Here is an 18,249-nt window from a genome sequence, read left to right on the forward strand (position 1 = left end):
CCGATTTTTCTCTAAATTATTTATAAAAAGCTGGTTTAACAGGTAATAAAGGTAAAATAGAATCTAAAATCTCATCATTTTCAGATGGTGACATCCAAATGTGAATGGTTCCTTTGTCTGTTGAAGTCCTAATTAATCGACCTATTCCTTGTTTTAAGCGTAATAACATATACGGCACATCGACTTCATTGAATGGATTGACACTAACTTTCCTCTTAGCATCGAAAACAGGATCTTTTGGAGGAAAAGGTAGTTCCGCGATCATCACATTTGATAATGATGGACCCGGTATATCCAGCCCTTCCCAGAGGTGATAAGCACAAAGAACAGTTTCTTCATTTTCCTGAAATTGAGAAACTAAATGACTTATTTCCTTATCTCCCTCAAATAACATATTTAAACCTATATCTTTTTGTTGCAGAACGTATCGCTTAAATTCAGATATCGAATCTTTAGAACTAAATAGTAAAAGGCTTCTGCCGCCAGCTTCCTTTAGTAAAGAAAGAAATTCATCATATTGGGTCCCATTATTCCGATGAATAAAAACTTCCATATTGCTTTCATAGTCAAATGGTGAATCTACTTTAAAAGATAAATATGAATCAATTCCTAAACTATTGGCTATATATGAATAGTCACCATTATTTGAAAGAGTTGCGGAAGAAAATATATATGGGATATTTTTTGAAAATACTTCTTTTCGTAATACTTCTTCTACTAGTCTTGGCATTATAACAAGTGTATGATCTGATTCAGTCATTTCAAACCAGACAATTCCCTCAGTATCTTCTATAAACAGCTTTAATGAGTAAAGAATTTGTTCTAAATATTCCTCTACAATTCGCAAATCGTATTCATTTAATACAAACATTTCACCTTCATATACAAGCTGTTCGGATAATTTGTCAATTTGCAATCGCAGCGATTGAGCGAATTTAAGTATCTGAGCTGACTTTTTAATTTCAAATCGTTCAGATCCTACGACTGGCGTTGCTTCTTTTATCATATTCTCAAATAACTTATCATTTAAAAACAGAACATTTTCAATCGTATATAGGGTTTCGTCACGAACATCATTTTCCATTAAACGCGTTAATAATGTTTCTAATGTTTCCGTTTGAATACGATAAGTTAATGCTTTTTGACAAGCAAATTCAAGAAGATGTCCTTCGTCAAAAATGACACAACTAGCTTCCGGAAGTAGCGGCAATTGCCCTTCTCTAATTCGTGATTCCTTCGTCCACACATGTTCCATATAGTAATCATGGGAACACACAATTATATCTGCGGCTTTACGATAGTAATCCCGATGAAGCGTTTGCCCACAACGATGTCGGACATCACAAGAAAAACAATCTTGAAGTGAATCCCATGCGACGGTTTTCCACGTTTTTTCGGATAGATTTGAATATTCCTTTCGATCCCCATATTTTTCATATTTAAGCATAGATCCTTGAGCATGAACAAATTCAGGTAAATTATCATAAATAGAATTAATGTCATCGGTATCATTTTTTTGCATTTGGGTATCTAGTTTTTTTAAACAAAGATACTGGTCCCTAGATTTAGCGAGTCTAACATCGGCCTGTAAACCAAGTGCGACCTCCAATTTCTTAATATCTCCCTCTTTTTTCATCAGTTGTTCAATGAGTGTTTCATCAGCACATGCGATAATAGCTGGTTTTCCTGTGTAGCGCGCATAACATAATGCATACAAAAGATAAACAATTGTTTTTCCCGTACCAACACCTGCTTCTGCAAAAACCACCTTTTTATCTTTAAAAGCCTTTTCCATCTGAAAAGCCATATAAATTTGTTCATCTCTTAATTCAAACCCTTTTTCGGGTAAAATTTCATAAAAGACATCGCCAATCCAATCACCTAATTTTTCATAAAACGATTCTTCTTTTGCAATAGTAAAAGGTAGTCCAGTTCTCATTTTGTTCCTCCAGCGATTTATACAAATTTTTTAAAGCGTGCTTCACATAAAAACGCAAGTGTATCAGCATACACTTGCGTTCTTATGAAATGGATTGCAATTTTGTTAATACATAACTTTTTGCTTCATTTAACGATATTTCTGCTTCTTTCAGCATTTCCAGAGCAGTTTCCGAAGGCTGTTCATCTAATCGTATGAGCTCGTATGTATTGGTAATTGCTTTTGCGATTTTATCAAAATCAGTTGAGGTCAAAAGTAAACTTCCTTTCACATTGAAATATTACTATTATATTCCGAAATGCAGGAAGTTATTCCACACGTTTTAAACTCTAGGTGGCCTTTGCCACCAATTATACTCTGGGTGGCCTTTTGCCACCCATTTACACCCTGGGTGGCCTTGGTCCCCAATATTGATACAAATCTGTTCGAATAAATCCATTAAATAGTTTCCGCTTTTTTGTTGCCTTTTTTCCGTATACTTCTTCAAATTGTTCATACGAAGTTAAAATATATACAGACCAAGTGTCAAGCTCAGCGAAAGCTTTTCCCATGTCACGATACATTTTTTCAACCTCTTTGCGTTCACCGAGGCGTTCACCATATGGAGGATTTCCGACAAGGACACCGTATTCGTTTTTCGTCGTTATGTCAGAAACTTGCATTTGCTTAAATGTAATTAAATCACCTAAGCCCGCTTCGATCGCATTTTCCTTTGACACTTCGATCATTCGATGATCAATATCCGTGCCTGTAATTTGTAATGGTTGATCATATTTCGCTAAATCTTCCGCTTCATTTCGTGCATCTTCCCACACCTTTTTACCAATCCATGGCCATGACTCTGATGCAAAATCACGATTAAAACCAGGTGCGATATTTTGGCCAATTAAAGCAGCTTCAATTGGGATCGTCCCTGAACCACAAAACGGATCAAAAAATGGTCGATCAGGGTGCCAATTCGTTAACTGAATTAAAGCAGCAGCTAATGTCTCCTTTAGAGGCGCCTCCCCTTGATTTACGCGATAGCCTCGTTTATGCAATCCAACACCACTTGTGTCAATTGTTAAAGTAGCTATATCCTTGTGTAGCGCTATTTCTATTTTGAATAACGGACCATTTTCCTCAAACCATGAAGTTTTTTTATAATGTTTTCGAAGGCGTTCAACAATCGCTTTTTTTACAATAGCTTGGCAATCCGACACACTAAATAGTTTTGATTTAACAGATTTCCCTTGAACAGGAAATTCTGCATTCTCAGGGAGGAAGTTCTCCCAGTTCAGTGCCTTTGTTTTTTCAAATAATTCGTCAAATGATAGGGCTTTAAATTCACCGACTTTTATTTTAACCCGGTCGGCAGTACGCAGCCAAAGATTACTGCGGGCGATTGCCTTAGCGTCCCCTTGATATTCTATTTTGCCATTATCTACTTTACATTCATATCCTAAATTAGTTACTTCCTTTGCAACAATCGCTTCCAGCCCCATCGCTGCAGTAGCAATCAATGAAAAATTTGACATCCTGTCACCCTTTTACTATGTATTCATTTTTTAAATTTTTCCAAATTCTTATATATTTGTATTTTGTAGAACGGGTAATTGATATAAATAATGCTCTCCTTCCAAAAGGAGAGCATGAATTTATTTGTTTATTACCTTTAATAACGTTCTGTAAGCCATGTTCTGTACCGTTGTACTACAAGCGATCAGGTAAAGATCTCGTACGCTGGTGGTAATCATCTATCTACAAGCATAATTGCTTGTCCCTTTTATCGTTCACTTCCTCAAAAAGGGTGCCCCTACCATAATTTGAGTTTCTCGCTCGCGGGGTTTACCTCGTTCCACCCTTGTAATTTCTCACAAGGCTTCGTCACTGTGGCACTTTAAAGGTAGTCACTCCATATCCAATTAGGACTTAGGAATTTTCCCTGCCGTCAATCCAGAGTTATCCGGACTGCCCTAGCTTATGACTTCGCTAGGCACGATCACTACGTGCATCTCAGCACCGTGCGAGCATGGACTTTCCTCAACAACATTTACTGTTGCAGCGATTACCCGAACGTTATTAACTTACGGCTTGACCGCTTATCTATTATATTGAACTTTTTCCTATTTTGCAATAAGAAATTATATCCATATTTTATTATTCACTTAACTTACTGCCAAAAACATGTTTTTCTAAATTTGAAAGTCTTTTTAGAATATCAAAATTGGTTGTACCTGTCGTTGGCTGCGAAGGTTGTCTGCGAAATGAATCATCCGCCTGTTTCTTCAAACGCATATTTTCCTGTTGTAGATCTTCAATTACCTGATGGAATGTTTCATAATCCTTAATAATAAAATCCAAAAATTTATCAACTTCTTCTTGTTTATAGCCTCGTACCGCTGTTTTAAATTCTTTTTCTAAAATATCTTTAGCAGTTAATTTCACTTTATCAGATAACATTTTACACACCACCTTATATTTTCGCAGGATGCCCATTATTATTATTCTTTCAAAAATAACTATGTTTGTCAATTTAATATGTATCCCACTTTTCATCTTCAATCAACATTTGTAATTGATCAAAATCAATTGATATGATATCAAACTGATTTTGTTCTTTATACTTTTTAGCCTCTTCATATAAATATTTTGGTGACCCTTCATTTTGTACATCATACACTATGAGCATACCTTGACTTTTATGCAAAAAAATTTTATTTCGATTTCGAAATTGCTGGGGACTTGTATAAGGCTGTTTTGATATCGAATCGACAAAATCAGCTTGAGAAAGAATCATATCGTAAAATTCTTTATTGCTTTCATTCCATTTCTCTTCTTGATTTTCAAATGGTGTAAGAATCGCAAGCTTAATCGCAGGGTAGTCGCCTTGTATTTCATAAATAACTTCAGCTGCCCAAAGCTCTACGCCTAACTGTCCGGAAATTAAAACCCATTCAAGACCTTCTTCCGCTAATCTAATAAGTTCCTTTTTTATCGCCTTTTTAATGATTCCAACCGCTGGATGTTTATCGGAAAAAATACCTAATTCAAACGGTTTATAGCCTGTTACAGATATTACCTTAATCACTTATGAATACGCACCTTTTTCATTATTAATATTCTAAAACAAGGATGGCGTTACCATCCTTGTTCTATCGTTCTATTAACATGGAAATCCATATGGCATTGCTCCAGGGTATCCAGGCCCGAAGCCTCCCACACCCGGTCCGACTGGCGGTGGACCAACAGCAGGACCAAGATTTACATTAGTAACCTCATTTACAAATGATTCAGTATGAGGATAATAATTTTTATGACCGATTACTTGATGATTCACATTCGTTGTATGAGAAGGAAAAATATGTGGTTGAATAAAATTCTGTTGAGTGTGATTTATACAGCATTTAGTTGGATGAACCACCGGTGGTAAAATCTTTCCACAAAACATAGTCATAACTCCCTTCATTAATTTGTCTGATACACTAACAAACTATGTTAAAAGGCTATAACATGTACTAATGAAAATACCTATTTTTTGAAGATATAATATAAAATCGACTTTAAAAGAATGAATAAAAACTTTCTTTTAAACTAGTAAAAAGTAACGCTGTAAGTCCGACAACGACAAAAAACAAAATAAACAAAGCCCGATACATTTTTTCAACCCCAACTCAATTATTTTACTGTTTATAGCTACTTTATTATCACTTTATTTGATCTTTGCAATTTTATATTTTACCTGTTTCAAACATTCGACACAATCACAAAAATTTAACAGATTTTAAAACTTTTGATGACATTTTGTTAAATTTTATCGGATGATGTAAAACTTTTTGAAACCCTCCGTCGAATCCTGCGCTTACCCAGGAAATAGGGGAATTATTTCTTCTTAAGTCTTGCTAATCTTTTTAGCGCATTTTGGAGAAATTTATCTTTTTCGGGTTGAATATGTTGTTGGTTTTGTTCGTGAAAAGATAATGCCTTTTCAGTATATTCCTTCGCAAGATTAAAGTTTTTAAATTGATGCTCCTGTAATTTTGCGATTTCTATACATGCCTGTTTTTTAATTTCACTATTGCCGTATTGTACGACATCCATCCAATACGAATTTGCTTTGTTAAATTGCTTTTGTCTTTTTAAAAAATACGCCAATTCAAATTTTGCATTAATATCATTATTTATGGCAGCCTGTTCAAAAGTTTGAATTGCTGCATCTTTTTCACCAATATAGTTAAACCACTTTCCTAATTGATACTTTTCACGAGTCGTTTGATTAGGATCCTTTTGAAGGATTTGGAACGATAAATGCGTATATAGCGTGATCAATGAAAGAATATCATATTCATTATGCCTTAATATTTCAAATATCCCTTCAGGATTTTTTCGTTCAACAAAGTCAAAATAAATCATTGGTGCCAAATATCCTGGGACATCATTAATCCGCTCAAATTTTAAAATATCCCGTTCAATATTTGACAGTTTTACTGAAGGCAACTGATCTTTCCAAAAGCGTCTAGATGCATGATATAAATCAAAGTGTCCAAATGATGGAAGTTTCGGAATATGTTCACGTAAAAGCGTATGCCTTGTTTTTACTTGCGGCCAATCAAATGCCTTACCGTTATAGGTAACAAGTGTAGAATAATTGATATTCTCTAAAAAACTTTGATAGAGAGGAATTTCAAGTCCCGGTTCAGGCAGAATATGTTGCTTTAAAATAATCTCATTATTATTTACACTCGCATATCCTAATAAAAATATAGTATTTCCAGTGCCCCCTCCTAAACCTGTTGTTTCAGTATCAAAAAAAAATAACTCTTGCGGTTCAAATCCATAGGCCGAAAGTGGATGATGAACTTCGGATTCATTCCACATTTCCATTGCCGTCAAAAAATCACGAAACCGATATTTTCCATGTAAATGCTCTAAAGGGTAGTGAACTTCTCTAATAAAACAGTACTCATTTTCAAAATAGTAAATAGAAGTATTCATTTCTTCCCACATCGTTCTAAATGGAATTTCCTCATTGTTTCGATTTTCCTTGATCACTTGGTCACTTTCCACATTTTGGTTATTTTCTAATCCAAAATGAGTTCTAAAACGTTGTAGTTTATTTTTCATAGACATTTACTTTCATCCTTTGTAAGGCAGCCTGTATCCTCTAGTAAAAATTCTATTAAATTTAAAACGGTCCTCTTTGTATTTGAAGAGACACCTTCTAATCCAATACATGATGGACAACCATTTTCACAAGGACAATTTCTCACCATATCCATCGTCTTATACATAATAGTGGATATATTTTCATACACTTTCTCGCTTAATCCTATTCCACCAGGATATCGGTCATATAAATAGATGGTTGGCTTTTCACTTTGTATCGCTTTTATTTGTGGTACTACATGTATGTCGTGAGGATCACACATGACAAATAAAGGTACAATTGAATTTAACGCAGTAGAAAGTCCAATTAATCCTTCCTCTAATTGCTTTTCAGGTAATGGACTTTCAAATGAAAGCCAAGCAGCATTTGTATGCAATTCCTGTTCAGGAAGATGGATAGGTCCGGAGCCGATATTTTCATGAGTATTAAATTTTATTTTTTTAAAGATAGTAGCCATTGCTTGTACGGTTACATCCCCATAATAAACATGTGCATTTGTTACCGTTTTTTGCTTATCCTCTTCTAAAACTTTCAATTGTACGGCCAAATTAGCATCTGTATAATAATCCGCTTCTACCTCTCGAATAAATGCTTTCTTCTCTGCCCAGTCTAATTTCTCCACTTGGTATTGATTCCCTTGATGCAAATATATCGCCTCGTCGTGTAAGAGAGTCATGGCACTGAATTGATCCATCTCACCGATTACTTTTACATTTGCTATATCGGAAATATCGATGATTACGACATTTTCTTGCGATGCCGAGCGCAAACTAATATTATGTGCGGGAAATGAATCTTGCATCCAATACCATTTCTCGCTTCGATAATGCAACACTCTTTCATCTACTAAAAACTCTAATATATCCTCTACTTCCAATTCACCAAATAATTCTCCTTTTTTAAAAGGCAATTCGTATGCTGCACATTTAATATGATCCACTAGAATGACTAAGTTATCCGGGTTAATCCTCGCTACTTCGGGAGATTGATTGAAAAAATATTCCGGATGTTCAATGATATACTGATCTAATGGAGCAGAACTTGCTACCATAATGACCAGTGACTCCCCCTGGCGGCGCCCTGCTCTACCAGCCTGCTGCCAAGCGCTAGCAATCGTTCCGGGATATCCTGTCATAATACATACTTGTAATTGACCAATATCGACACCCAGCTCTAACGCATTTGTGCTCACTACACCAATTATGTCACCGTTTCTTAGCCCTTTTTCAATCATTCTTCTTTGGGTAGGTAAATATCCGCCGCGGTATCCTTGGATTGATTTCTCACCTAATTGATGCTTAATTACTTCTTGTAAGTAAGTTAAAATAATTTCGACCCTTACCCTACTTCTTGCAAATACAATCGTTTGAATCTTTTGCTCGAGCATTTCTTTCGCTATATCCCGTACTTCCAATGTTGCACTCCTGCGCACATTTAACGGCTTATTGACAATAGGCGGATTATAAAAGACAAAATGCTTTTTTCCACTTGGAGCGCCATTATTGTTAATCAACTCCATTGATTCCCCTGTTAGCTTTTCCGCTAATTCTAGCGGATTCGCAATTGTAGCAGATGTACATATAAATATGGGATTGCTACCGTAATATTCACAAATCCGTTTTAACCTGCGAATAACATTTGCTACATGACTTCCAAACACTCCACGATAAATATGTAATTCATCGATAATAATGTATTTTAAGTTCTCAAAAAAGGCCACCCATTTTGTATGATGTGGCAAAATAGCGGAATGCAGCATATCTGGGTTCGTAATAACAATATGTCCGGCCTTTCTTACTTTTTGCCGAATATTTGCAGGCGTATCCCCATCATATGTGTAACTATTTACTGGTACCCCAGCCTCTTCAATCATTTCATTCAATTCACTTTTTTGATCCTGGGCTAATGCTTTTGTAGGAAACAGATAAAGTGACCTTGAAGTAGGGTTATTTATGATTGTTTGTAGAACAGGCAAATTGTAACATAATGTTTTTCCGGAAGCCGTCGGAGTCACAGCTACAAAACTGTTACCTTCCATTGCGTAATCAAATGCGATTCGCTGATGAGTATAAAGGTCAACAATCCCCCTTTTTTCAAGCGAACTCTTTATTTTTGGATGTATATTTGAAGGAAACGGTACTGTTTTAGCGGGTGTGGCTTCCAGCGTGTGCCAATGAACAATTTGTTTATTAAAAGTTGTGTCTTCTTTTAAAAATTGTATGAGATCTTGAAGATCTTTTTTTCTTTTCATCAATTTCCACCTCAATATCTCTATTTTAGCGAATAAACGTTCGTTTTCATAGTTATTTATATCCTCAATTATCAAATCACTTATTCCTTAGCAAATACATATAATAATTGTAAAAAAGCATGTTTCGAGAGGAGTAGAGTGAATGTCTAATAAATTACCAGAAGAACCAAAGAAAAACTTATTCCAAGAACCATTTCAAGATCTTTTTCGATCAATCAATGAACTTTTTCAGGAACGTCCTGTTAAGGGGGTTCTTCAAAGTATTGATGACTTTTTCACATCACCTTTTCCGTTAAGTGGATTTCCCGTAGAATTTAGTGATTCTGGTGATAATTATATAATAACGGCAAAACTATCTGGCATAAAAAAAGAACAAATAGATATAGATATTTTAGAAAAATATATAACAATTACTGTTGAACATAAAGAAAAAGTTTCAAAAGAGGATGAATCACAAAAATCAATTTATAAAAAGAACACGCTTCAACGATCGTCAAGGACAATTCCTTTACCGGGTCCGATAATTGAAGAGAAAATTAATGCTAGTTACGAAGATGGACTATTAACGATCACCATTCCTAAAGAAAAGGGAAAGCGCTTAAGAATTGAATAAACGGGATAAAAAGGAGTTAGATAATGACTCCTTTTTACTATGTAATGAACAAAAAATAAAAAGGCCTCGGAGCCTATGACTTAAAGAGACCTCCTAGCCCTTTGACCATCGTTGAAACTTGGTTGACAGCGTTCATCATCTGCCCGGCTGTATTGACCATTTTATTAAAATCTAGTGACCCATCCTGTGATTTAAAAGAATTCATTAACGAGTTTACGCCACCTTGCTGAGGTTTTACGGCTGTTCCAGCTTGTGGCGGATATGGATTTAGAAAGTGATTTTGCATATTTTGTGATTTAAGGTTTTGATATTCTTCTGCGGGCTGTAATGGGTTTTGAAAGATATGGGTTTGTTGTACATCATTAGAATACCCATTTCCTTGCTGATGAAAATAAGAACTAGAGCCAAATGGCCCCTGCTGTGGTAATTGAGATGGTTGAGGGTTTCCAAATGGATGATAATAGTAATTATTTGCTTGTTGATACCCTTGAACATATGGTTGAAAAGGTGCTGAATATTGGTGATTTTGAGGTTGATAATTACGCAACAACATTGGATTTATACTATTTGAACGGTTTCCCTTCATTTTGCATTTCCTCCCGTTTACACAGTCATCACATTATTACAATATGAAGGGGAATTCAAATGGTGATATATCTATTTAATTATCTCTTTAAGGGTTATTATGATATTTTGTCAATTCTTCAAGTAATCTTCTTAATACATAATCAACAGATCGTATATGTTCTTTAAACTTTTTTAAACTCGCATCCGGAAAGAATGCTTTAACCGATACCATTTGTAAATTTTCACTCGTATTTTTTAATTGTATGGAATGAAGATGTTTTGGCTGTACGGTCTCTACCCATTCGGTTGCAAGTGGTAACCATTCGTCACACATATGTTTAACTCGATCAGCAAAGGGTTTTACTTCTAAATAAAAATCTCCTTGTACCCCAGTTTCCCTAACTGAATTGTATGACTGAAAAGCAGCCTCATTTAATGCGATTAATTGTTTTGTTAATTCAATTAGCTGATCTTCAACCATTAAAATGTACCTCCTAAATAAAAAGCAGCTTTAAAAGCTACTGAATTTCTAAAAAGAATATATATTATTATAAAGTTTGTTTCCAATCCGGTCAAAGAACACGTATTAACCTAGGTTTTGTAGTTTATACGTAAATTTATTAATTGTTTTAGGTGTAGAATTCATTTTAATGCTTACTTTTTTCTCAAGCATTTTAATTTTTTTCTCCAATTGCAAATGGGATCGATGTATTTTTGATGCAATTTCTTTTCTTTCATTATTACAACGTATAACGAGGCTATCCTCCAGGTTTTCAACTAATTGCTCTAACTCACCTAACTTTAATAAAACATCATCTTTTAATAACATAAAACTTCCCCCTCCTTTTGCTTCTTAAAATACATATTCTTGTTCTATTTTGATTCACCTTCAAGCATGACAAAACTAGAACGGATTCGGCAAAGAAAGTGGTAAATATACATTACTTGAATCCTTTTTCGACAGTATTTTTTAAATGTATGAGAAGTTAAGCGAAGTACAAAATAAATTTAGGAGGTGTTTTCAAATATGAATAACGAGCTAAAAAAACAAAAGGAAAAAGAAGAAAAAGCTAAGACAAAGGCAGGAAATAGTAACCCAAAATTATCAGGTCCAAATCGACCGTCTACTTAAGAAAAGCAAGGATTTTTAGTCCTTGCTTTTTTTTTATTGACAATTGTATATAAGGCATAACTTAATTGGTTAGTAATAATTGAAACTTATCACAATGTTTCTTCGTCAATATTTGAAGAGAATATTTTCACAAAAAATATCCTTTGGATAAAATGACCATTTGCTATTATTTTAAAGAAATCGAGATTATGTCGTTGAAAAAGTTTGATTTACTTCAATAAACAAGCTAACTTCATCGATGATGAGTGTTCTTAACGAGAAATCGGACTTTTTATTCACCCAATCAACATATATTTCTGCTATGATATAATTTAGCTTGTGAGGTGAGGATGGGTGGAATTAAGATACCCAAATGGGAAAAAGTACATTCTCGACAAAAAGGACAAAAATACACGGAAAACATCGAATAGTATTTCGTACAGTAATAGAGGTATGACGTTAGAAGAAGACTTAAATATAACCAATCAATATTATTTGCAAAATGATCTGGCTGTCATTCATAAGAAACCTACGCCTGTTCAAATTGTCCATGTTGATTATAAGTCCAGAAGTACAGCTGTCATTAAAGAGGCTTATTTTAAGCAACCATCAACAACTGATTATAATGGTGTTTATAAAGGAAAGTATATTGATTTTGAAGCAAAAGAAACAAACAATACAACATCTTTTCCATTGCAGAATTTCCATGAACATCAAATTGATCATATGAAAAAAGTTGTCCAACAAAATGGTATTTCTTTCGTCATCCTTCGATTTGCTAAAACGGAAGAGATTTTTTTATTAGAGAGTCAATATTTATTTAACTTTTGGAACCGGATGACCTCTGGCGGAAGAAAATCGATAAAAAAAGAGGAAATTAAACAATTTGGATACCTTTTACCTATAGGTCTTCATCCTCGAATTGATTATTTACAAATTATCGAAAAAATTATTAAAAATGGTTAGAGCATATCAACCATTGTTTTACACTTCTAAATCGAAAAGTTTGATTTAGGAAAGAGAGGAAACTTTATTATGACAGAAAAATACCAAACTCGTGAAGAGCGTAGGAAACAGCAAGAAACCGCAAAAAATAAAAAACAAAAAAAAGGGAAGAAAAAGTCCATCTTCAAGAGAATCATTTTGACAATTGTTATGATTGGAATCATCGGTTTCTTAGCTGGTGCTGGAACATTTGCTTATTATGCAAGTAAGGCACCGAAATTAGATAAAAAAATGCTAAAAGATCCAATCGCTTCAGTAATATATGGAATGAACAATAAACCGATCGAAACGGTCGGTTCCGTCAATCGCGATTATATCGCCTATGATAAAATACCTGATCGGATGAAAGATGCCATCTTAGCTACCGAAGATATTCGCTTCTTTAAACATCACGGGATCGATCCGATACGATTGGGTGGTGCCGTGTTAGCAAACTTTAAACGTGGATTTGGCTCTGAAGGTGCAAGTACAATCACTCAGCAAGTAGTGAAGATGTCCTTTCTAACCGAGAAAAAGACGTTGGAGCGTAAAGCCCAAGAGGCATGGCTATCTTTACAATTAGAAAGACAATATACAAAAGAAGAAATCTTTGAAATGTATGTTAATAAAATTTATATGTCAGATGGTGTCCATGGAATTTCGACGGCTGCAAAATATTATTATAATAAAAGTCTTGATAAATTAACCTTGCCACAAATGGCACTTATAGCGGGACTACAGCAAAGTCCAAATAATTATAATCCTTTTAATCACCCTGATCTTGCGGAAAAACGAAAAAATGTTGTATTAGGCTTAATGTATCAACATAAAAAAATCACAAAACAAGAGATGGAAAAAGCGAAAAATACACCGGTTACGAAAGGTCTTGTAAAGAAAAAAGATAGAAAAAAACCTGCTCAACATAAATATGATGCATTTGTAGATGTAGTAATCGATGAAGTAGAAGCAATGGGCTATAATATTTTCTCTGATGGTTTAAAAATTTATACTACGATCGATCCAGATGCACAAGAGTATACGGAAAAAATCTTAAATTCAAATGATATTGTTCAGTATCCTGATGATAAATTTCGTGCCGGAATTACATTATTAGATACAAAAACAGGTGAAATTCGTGCGATCGGAGGAGCAAGAAATCCGAAAGTAGCACGTGGAATGAACTATGCAACAGATATTGAGCGCTCACCTGGATCAACAATTAAACCAATACTTGATTATGGTCCGGTAATTGAACATAAACAATGGTCTACTTATCATCAAATTAAAGATGAACCGTATCAATATTTTGATGGAACACCTATTAACAACTGGGATTTCCGCTATCAAGGACAAATTTCTATTCGAAAAGCGTTATATAATTCCAGAAATATCCCTGCATTAAAAGCTTTGCAAGAGGCAGGTTTAGACAATGCAAAAGCATTCGCCAAAAACCTCGGAATAAATTTCAAGGAAATGCATGAAGCCTATTCAATTGGTGGCGGCGTTGGTGTCTCACCAGTTCAAATGGCGGGTGCTTATGCGGCATTTGGTAATAATGGGATTTATACAAAACCGCATACTGTAAGAAAAATTGTTCTTCATGACGGAGATACGGTAATTAAAACAAATCCTGAACCAAAGGTTGCAATGAAAGACTATACTGCCTATATGATTACCGATATGCTTAAAGATGTGCTTACAAAAGGGACTGGAACGGCAGCAAATGTCCCCGGCCTACATGCTGCAGGTAAAACGGGAACAACTAACTTCCCTGCTGATGAGGTACAAAAATACAGTATACCTAAGGGAGCAAGCCAAGATGCCTGGTTTGTCGGTTATACAACAAATTACACCGCGGCAGTTTGGACGGGATACGATAGCAAATATGATGAGAATAACAAATTTAAGTACTATTTAACATCTAGTGAACAAAAAATATCACAGCTAATATTTAAAAATTTAATGTCACATGTATCTCAAGGTAAAGATACACCTGACTTTGAAATGCCGCAAAGTGTTGTAAAAGTACCGGTAGAGGCTGGAACAAACCCTCCTCAAAAACCAAGTTCATATACACCAAGTGGCAATATTGTGTATGAATTATTCGTACGAGGACATGAAGAACCATCACAGGTTTCACAAAAATATGATCAACTAGAAGCACCAACAGGACTTAAAGGAACATACAATCAAGCGACAAATGAAATTGTAATTAATTGGGACCATCCGAAATTAAAAGAAGGTGTTTCCTTCGAAATTTCAGCTTCATTTAATAATGAGGCAAAACAATCATTAGGAAGCACGAAGGATACAACATTATCCATTGCAAATCCAAATTTAGGCGGAACATACCGAATAGATGTAACGGCTATACTAGGCAATCAAAGAAGTAAACCCGCTAGTATTACGATTAAATTAGGTGAGTCTAAAGATAAAGAAGATAAAGAAAAAGATAAAGATAAAAACGACAACGAAAATGGTAATGGTAATGGCCACGATAATGGTAACGGCAATGATAATAGCCACGATAATGGCAATGGTAATGGTAATGGGCACGGAAATGATAAAGGCAATGGCAATGATAAAGGCAATGGTAATGATAAAGGCAATGGCAATGGTCAAGGCAATGGCAATGATAATGATAAAGGCAATGGTAATGATGACGGTGGAGGAAACGATAATGGAGATAATGGTGAACAAACAACACCGGATCCTTCCGATGACGGCTCAAATCATTAAAAATCGATAAGTGATGAATAATTTTGTATAAAAATAGAGGATGACCTAAGGTCACCCTCTATTTTTTGTTCTCTTTTTACCTTCTCGGCATAGATCTAGTAAAGGACAACTATCGCATTTAGGGTTTTGCGCTTTACAATGATACCTTCCGAAAAATATCATGCGATGATGTGTAATTGACCATTCTTCTTGTGGAATTTTTCTCATCAATGTTTTTTCTACTTCAAGTACAGAATCTTTCCATTTACAAATAGCCAGTCGTTTACTAACCCTTTCTACATGCGTATCGACTGCAATAGCAGGAATTCCAAAAGCAACGGAAACAACCACATTTGCTGTTTTTCGGCCAACTCCGGGAAGTTTCGTTAATTCGTCCCTATCTCGAGGAAGTTCGCCATTATAATCAGTAATCAGCATTTGACAAAGCTTTTGTATATTTTTTGCTTTATTTCGAAATAAGCCAATTGATCGAATATCATTTTGTAATTCCTCAAGGGAAACGGATAAATAGTCTTCCGGGGTTTTATATTTTTTAAAAAGAGTTTCAGTCACTTTATTTACAAGTGCATCTGTACATTGTGCAGAAAGGGAAACCGCTATAACTAATTCAAAAGGGTTAGAATGATTTAGTTCACAATGAGCATTTGGAAATAATTTACCCATTTCATCTAAACAAAATCTAATCTGCTGCAAATTCAACATAATTATTGCCACCTTACATTTCCGAACAAAATAAGTGCCTATTGCTCCAACCAATTGTAAAATGGCACAGTGTTCGAGCTTTTTTGTACTGATTGTGTTTTTTTGCGTTGTTGTTGCCGAAATTTTTGTCCGAAGTCTCTAGCCTGTTCGATCGTTTGTACTCCATTTTTCTTCCATTCAAATAAAATACGATCGATATATCGAAAATTTAACTTTCCGGAAATAACAGCCTCTCTTAGTGCAGCAATAATGACTGTTGGAGATTGATGATCTTGATCAAGCCACATTGCCAATGTTTCACATTCTAACGGAGAAAGTGGTCGGCCAAATTCCTTCTCAAAAACTGTATAAAGATTCGTTTCATCGTGTAAATTCTTTTCAAGCTCTTTTTGTTTTTTATCATAAAGAATATTTTCAATAAGTTTATTCCATAAAGGAGTTAAAGAGTATTTTTCCAATCGGATATTATCTTCACTGACGCCTTCTTCGATACTAATATATTGATTTTGCACAAGTTTTCGTAGGATTGATGAACACATACTATTATGTATGGTCATCCGTTCGGAAAGCTCTTCAGGTGTCGGAAAATCATTCCCTTTTTCTAAAAAGGAATAGACTTGCAGGATTAACATAACTTCCGTTTCATTTAAACCAATTTTTTTATAATTAGCCATTAATAATTGAGGAATCTGAAGGCTTCCCTCTTCTATCCATGCTAAAATAATATCTTTTTCCATACAGTACACCTCATAACAAGTATAAAACATGCATATCAAAAAAGGAATAAGGAAAATCTGTCCTATAATTTTTCAACGATCATGTTCTAAAATATCGCCAAATTTAAAAAGCCATACGTATGCATGGCTTTTATGCATTAAAACTGGTTAAAACCTATTCAGTAAGGGAGGCAATGGTAAGGTTCTAATCTGAAATTCCAGGCAACTGTCCTTTCTAGACCTAACCCAAAACCCCTCCTTTGGTGGATTAACAGCTAATTTATTTTGTTGCTAATATAGTGCTCAATCCTTTTTACTGCCTCTTCTAGATTTTCTAATGAAGTGGCATAGGATAAACGTATATAGTCAGGAGCTCCAAATCCGGAACCCGGGATTACCGCAACATTAGCTTCCTCAAGCAATGCTGTTGCTAGTTCATCTACAGTTTTAAACCCTGTTATTTCGGCAGCTTCTTTTACATTAGGAAATAAATAGAAAGCACCTTGAGGTTTAAGACAGCTAATTCCCGGAATTGAAATCAATTTTTTATAAATTTTATTTAATCGATTCTCAAATGCCTCACGCATCATTTCTACGGCTTCTTGTGAACCGTTATAAGCTGCAATAGCTCCGTATTGTGATGGTGTAGTTGGATTTGATGTAGAATGGCTTGCAAGGTCCGTCATCGCTTTAATTATTTCACTGTTACCTGCTGCATAGCCAATCCGCCACCCCGTCATCGAATGTGACTTGGAAACACCGTTAATAATAATCGTTTGATTCTTTAATTCCGGTGAAATTTCTGCGATCGAAACATGTCGATGGAGATCGTAGATTAATTTTTCATATATTTCATCAGAAATAATTAAAATGTTATGCTCTAAACAAATTTCACCTATTTTCGTTAATTCTTCTTTCGTATAAAGCATCCCTGTCGGATTGCTTGGAGAATTAATAATAAGTGCTTTCGTTTTATTTGTAATTGCAGCTGTAAGTTGATCAGGTGTAATTTTGAAATTATTTTTTTCCTGACCATTAATATATACAGGCTGTCCCCCGGCAAGTTTTACTTGTTCAGGATAACTTACCCAATATGGGATAGGAATAATTACCTCATCCCTCTCATTTAATAGAACTTGAAAAAGAGTGTATAAAGCATGTTTTGCTCCATTTGTCACAATAATCTCAGAAGCGTGATAATCAATATGCTGATCTTGCTTAAACTTATTTATTATTGCTTTTTTCAATTCAGGTAATCCACCTGTTGCAGTGTATTTTGTGAATCCTTTATTCATGGATTCAGCTGCTGCATCTATAATATGTTGTGGCGTATTAAAATCCGGTTCCCCAGCACCTAATCCGATTACATCGATTCCTTCCGCCTTCATAGCCTTTGCTTTAGCAGTAATTGCTAATGTAGATGATGGTGTAAGGGCACTCACACGATTTGCTAATTGTACGGCCATAATTTCTCCTCACTT

Annotated in this window: 17 protein-coding genes and 1 other RNA gene; 3 read left to right on the forward strand and 15 right to left on the reverse strand. The window is 34.9% G+C overall.

The window, feature by feature from the left end; genetic code table 11:
- Nucleotides 1–16: 16 nt before the first annotated feature.
- From MKY81_RS16350 to MKY81_RS16390, 9 genes are all read right to left on the reverse strand, one after another.
- Nucleotides 17–1,939 carry an ATP-dependent DNA helicase gene (locus MKY81_RS16350; protein ID WP_108071420.1) on the reverse strand — a complete coding sequence of 641 codons (1,923 nt, stop codon included), beginning with the start codon at nt 1,937–1,939 and terminating at the stop codon, nt 17–19.
- An 82-nt stretch (nt 1,940–2,021) separates the two neighbouring features.
- Nucleotides 2,022–2,192, reverse strand: coding sequence for a hypothetical protein (locus MKY81_RS16355; RefSeq protein ID WP_160331418.1), 171 nt, complete (start codon nt 2,190–2,192; stop codon nt 2,022–2,024).
- A 127-nt stretch (nt 2,193–2,319) separates the two neighbouring features.
- Complete coding sequence (locus MKY81_RS16360; protein WP_066228519.1) at nt 2,320–3,456, reverse strand: THUMP domain-containing class I SAM-dependent RNA methyltransferase; 1,137 nt, start codon at nt 3,454–3,456, stop codon at nt 2,320–2,322.
- Between the two features lie 146 nt (nt 3,457–3,602).
- Nucleotides 3,603–3,998, reverse strand: an RNA gene (gene rnpB, locus MKY81_RS16365) — RNase P RNA component class B.
- 80 nt (nt 3,999–4,078) lie between these two features.
- On the reverse strand, nt 4,079–4,381 hold the full coding sequence (gene gpsB / locus MKY81_RS16370; protein WP_066228522.1) for a cell division regulator GpsB: 303 nt from the start codon (nt 4,379–4,381) through the stop codon (nt 4,079–4,081).
- 73 nt (nt 4,382–4,454) lie between these two features.
- Nucleotides 4,455–5,006: a DUF1273 domain-containing protein gene (locus tag MKY81_RS16375; RefSeq protein ID WP_108071701.1), complete on the reverse strand. Its 552-nt coding sequence runs from the start codon at nt 5,004–5,006 to the stop codon at nt 4,455–4,457.
- Nucleotides 5,007–5,084: 78 nt separating this feature from the next.
- Nucleotides 5,085–5,369 carry a CotD family spore coat protein gene (locus MKY81_RS16380; protein ID WP_066228525.1) on the reverse strand — a complete coding sequence of 95 codons (285 nt, stop codon included), beginning with the start codon at nt 5,367–5,369 and terminating at the stop codon, nt 5,085–5,087.
- A 431-nt stretch (nt 5,370–5,800) separates the two neighbouring features.
- A complete protein-coding gene (locus tag MKY81_RS16385; RefSeq protein WP_108071418.1) occupies nt 5,801–7,048 on the reverse strand; it encodes a ribonuclease H-like domain-containing protein in 1,248 nt (415 codons plus the stop codon).
- Nucleotides 7,039–9,336 carry a DEAD/DEAH box helicase gene (locus tag MKY81_RS16390; protein WP_108071416.1) on the reverse strand — a complete coding sequence of 766 codons (2,298 nt, stop codon included), beginning with the start codon at nt 9,334–9,336 and terminating at the stop codon, nt 7,039–7,041. The genes MKY81_RS16385 and MKY81_RS16390 overlap by 10 nt, the downstream gene beginning before the upstream one ends.
- Nucleotides 9,337–9,478: 142 nt before the next feature.
- Here MKY81_RS16390 and MKY81_RS16395 point away from each other — a divergent pair, with 142 nt between their 5' ends.
- Entirely contained in the window at nt 9,479–9,949 is a 471-nt protein-coding gene (locus MKY81_RS16395) for an Hsp20/alpha crystallin family protein (protein ID WP_066228533.1), read from the forward strand.
- A 73-nt stretch (nt 9,950–10,022) separates the two neighbouring features.
- On the opposite strand, the gene MKY81_RS16400 is transcribed toward MKY81_RS16395, so the two are convergent.
- The 3 genes from MKY81_RS16400 to MKY81_RS16410 form a co-directional block, all read right to left on the reverse strand.
- Entirely contained in the window at nt 10,023–10,535 is a 513-nt protein-coding gene (locus MKY81_RS16400) for a YppG family protein (protein WP_066228538.1), read from the reverse strand.
- An 87-nt stretch (nt 10,536–10,622) separates the two neighbouring features.
- Nucleotides 10,623–10,997, reverse strand: coding sequence for a YppE family protein (locus MKY81_RS16405; RefSeq protein WP_066228541.1), 375 nt, complete (start codon nt 10,995–10,997; stop codon nt 10,623–10,625).
- Between the two features lie 105 nt (nt 10,998–11,102).
- Nucleotides 11,103–11,345: a hypothetical protein gene (locus MKY81_RS16410; RefSeq protein ID WP_066228544.1), complete on the reverse strand. Its 243-nt coding sequence runs from the start codon at nt 11,343–11,345 to the stop codon at nt 11,103–11,105.
- Nucleotides 11,346–11,981: 636 nt separating this feature from the next.
- Here MKY81_RS16410 and recU point away from each other — a divergent pair.
- On the forward strand, nt 11,982–12,593 hold the full coding sequence (gene recU, locus MKY81_RS16415) for a Holliday junction resolvase RecU (protein WP_107920404.1): 612 nt from the start codon (nt 11,982–11,984) through the stop codon (nt 12,591–12,593).
- Nucleotides 12,594–12,662: 69 nt separating this feature from the next.
- Nucleotides 12,663–15,350, forward strand: coding sequence for a transglycosylase domain-containing protein (locus MKY81_RS16420; RefSeq protein WP_341118348.1), 2,688 nt, complete (start codon nt 12,663–12,665; stop codon nt 15,348–15,350).
- Nucleotides 15,351–15,401: 51 nt separating this feature from the next.
- Here the strand turns inward: MKY81_RS16420 and nth are convergent, their stop codons facing one another.
- From nth to MKY81_RS16435, 3 genes are all read right to left on the reverse strand, one after another.
- The gene (gene nth / locus MKY81_RS16425; protein ID WP_066228553.1) at nt 15,402–16,052 is read right to left on the reverse strand and encodes an endonuclease III; all 651 of its coding nucleotides are present in this window, start codon (nt 16,050–16,052) and stop codon (nt 15,402–15,404) included.
- Between the two features lie 38 nt (nt 16,053–16,090).
- On the reverse strand, nt 16,091–16,789 hold the full coding sequence (locus MKY81_RS16430) for a DnaD domain-containing protein (protein WP_066228555.1): 699 nt from the start codon (nt 16,787–16,789) through the stop codon (nt 16,091–16,093).
- 254 nt (nt 16,790–17,043) lie between these two features.
- On the reverse strand, nt 17,044–18,234 hold the full coding sequence (locus tag MKY81_RS16435; protein WP_341118351.1) for a pyridoxal phosphate-dependent aminotransferase: 1,191 nt from the start codon (nt 18,232–18,234) through the stop codon (nt 17,044–17,046).
- Nucleotides 18,235–18,249: the final 15 nt, after the last annotated feature.

Origin of the sequence: Heyndrickxia sp. FSL W8-0423 (assembly GCF_038009395.1) — a bacterium.
Classification (GTDB): Bacteria; Bacillota; Bacilli; order Bacillales; family Bacillaceae_C; genus Heyndrickxia; species Heyndrickxia sporothermodurans.

Bases quoted from the DNA above. Each gene is read 5' to 3' on its own strand.
- MKY81_RS16350 (WP_108071420.1), bottom strand. From the start codon at position 1,939: ATGAGAACTGGACTACCTTTTACTATTGCAAAAGAAGAATCGTTTTAT.
- MKY81_RS16360 (WP_066228519.1), bottom strand. From the start codon at position 3,456: ATGTCAAATTTTTCATTGATTGCTACTGCAGCGATGGGGCTGGAAGCG.
- gpsB (WP_066228522.1), bottom strand. From the start codon at position 4,381: ATGTTATCTGATAAAGTGAAATTAACTGCTAAAGATATTTTAGAAAAA.
- MKY81_RS16380 (WP_066228525.1), bottom strand. From the start codon at position 5,369: ATGTTTTGTGGAAAGATTTTACCACCGGTGGTTCATCCAACTAAATGC.
- MKY81_RS16385 (WP_108071418.1), bottom strand. From the start codon at position 7,048: ATGTCTATGAAAAATAAACTACAACGTTTTAGAACTCATTTTGGATTA.
- MKY81_RS16390 (WP_108071416.1), bottom strand. From the start codon at position 9,336: ATGAAAAGAAAAAAAGATCTTCAAGATCTCATACAATTTTTAAAAGAA.
- MKY81_RS16395 (WP_066228533.1), top strand. From the start codon at position 9,479: ATGTCTAATAAATTACCAGAAGAACCAAAGAAAAACTTATTCCAAGAA.
- MKY81_RS16400 (WP_066228538.1), bottom strand. From the start codon at position 10,535: ATGAAGGGAAACCGTTCAAATAGTATAAATCCAATGTTGTTGCGTAAT.
- MKY81_RS16405 (WP_066228541.1), bottom strand. From the start codon at position 10,997: ATGGTTGAAGATCAGCTAATTGAATTAACAAAACAATTAATCGCATTA.
- MKY81_RS16410 (WP_066228544.1), bottom strand. From the start codon at position 11,345: ATGTTATTAAAAGATGATGTTTTATTAAAGTTAGGTGAGTTAGAGCAA.
- MKY81_RS16420 (WP_341118348.1), top strand. From the start codon at position 12,663: ATGACAGAAAAATACCAAACTCGTGAAGAGCGTAGGAAACAGCAAGAA.
- nth (WP_066228553.1), bottom strand. From the start codon at position 16,052: ATGTTGAATTTGCAGCAGATTAGATTTTGTTTAGATGAAATGGGTAAA.
- MKY81_RS16430 (WP_066228555.1), bottom strand. From the start codon at position 16,789: ATGGAAAAAGATATTATTTTAGCATGGATAGAAGAGGGAAGCCTTCAG.
- MKY81_RS16435 (WP_341118351.1), bottom strand. From the start codon at position 18,234: ATGGCCGTACAATTAGCAAATCGTGTGAGTGCCCTTACACCATCATCT.